General features: G+C 63.1%; 1 protein-coding gene. It reads right to left on the bottom strand.

Going from position 1 to position 814, the window contains the following annotated elements; genetic code table 11:
* The coding region (locus tag GY725_24825) for a hypothetical protein (protein ID MCP4007419.1) at positions 1-814 on the bottom strand (814 nt) is incomplete at both ends.

Raw genomic sequence — 814 nt, 5'->3', positions numbered from 1 at the left:
CCGGCGAACCCGTGTGGGTCGAGCGCCAGAGGAGTTCGTTACCCGGCATCGTGAACTGGTTCCAGGACCCGTCCGGTGTGAACGCCTGCCAGTTCCAACCCCCGTTGGCGCTCAGCTCCCACGAGACACCCGCGGTCTGTGTGCTCGCCAGGCGGGCGCGAGGGAAGGTATCGCTTCCACCGTCCACCGCGAGCGATTGGCCGACGTTGTTGTTTAAATCGAGTTCGTGCTGGAACGCGCGGACCACCTGAAAGCCATCCCCCAGGGCTGCGACGAAGGCGAAGTCACCCGATACCGCGACGCCACGGGCTGACTCCCCAAAGGTCGCCGTGCCGACCCTTTGGGGGCTCGTGGGGTCACTGATGTCGATCACTTGAAGCTCGTCCCAAGTGTCCGCTACGAAGGCAAAGTCACCTGAAACGGAAACGCGATAGGCATGGGACCCCGGCCACGCCACGCTACCGGCGAGCGTGAGGTTCGTGGGGTCACTGATGTCGATCACCAGAAGGCCGGTCGTATTATCCGCCACGAAGGCAAAGTCACCCGAAACGGCAACGCCAAGGGCGCCACCCGGCGTATTGTAGGAGCTGGCGAGCGTCGGGCTCGATGGGGCGAGGATATTGATCGCCACCAGGCCGTGCGCATCAGCTGCCACGAAAGCGTGATCGCCTGACACCGCAACGCCCATAGCGTCATGCGGCGTAGTGTAGGTACCGGCGAGCGTTGGGCTCGTCGGATCACTGATGTCGATCACTTGAAGCCCCATCCAGTTGTCCGCCACGAAGGCAAAGTCACCCGATACCACGACGTCCAT

It is taken from the genome of bacterium (assembly GCA_024226335.1).
GTDB lineage: Bacteria > Myxococcota_A > UBA9160 > SZUA-336 > SZUA-336 > JAAELY01.
Note: the sequence above shows the minus strand (reverse complement) of the source record. Positions and strands in the feature narration are given on the sequence as shown.